Source organism: Duganella margarita (assembly GCF_009857535.1).
GTDB classification, from domain to species: domain Bacteria; phylum Pseudomonadota; class Gammaproteobacteria; order Burkholderiales; family Burkholderiaceae_D; genus Rugamonas; species Rugamonas margarita.
The window spans coordinates 1-313 of sequence record NZ_WWCS01000089.1 but is presented as its reverse complement, the minus strand read 5'-3'; the positions used below and the strand labels follow the sequence as shown (position 1 = coordinate 313).

Genomic DNA, 313 nt, shown 5'->3' with positions numbered 1-313 from the left:
TCACACTGGTTGCAGCACTATCATCGGCGTAGAGTCGTTTCACGGTCCTGTTCGGGATGGGAAGGGGTGGGACCGACTTACTATGGTCATCAAGCTTTGACTTGTGTGCCGTGCAGCCAACGGCTGCACAGCGAATCTGGGAGAAGTAAAGCGACGCTCTGCGTCGTCCCTGCGCAGGCAGGGATTTCATTTAGTTTATTGGGTAGCACCACTCATCATCAGAGTAAATGCGCATAACCGTCAAGGTTATAGGGACAAGCCGTACGGGCAATTAGTATCAGTTAGCTTAATGCATTACTGCACTTCCACACCT

General features: G+C 51.1%; 1 rRNA gene. It reads right to left on the bottom strand.

The window, feature by feature from the left end:
- A 5S ribosomal RNA gene (rrf, locus tag GTP55_RS30520) occupies nt 1-94 on the bottom strand; the annotation flags it as partial.
- Nucleotides 95-313: the final 219 nt, after the last annotated feature.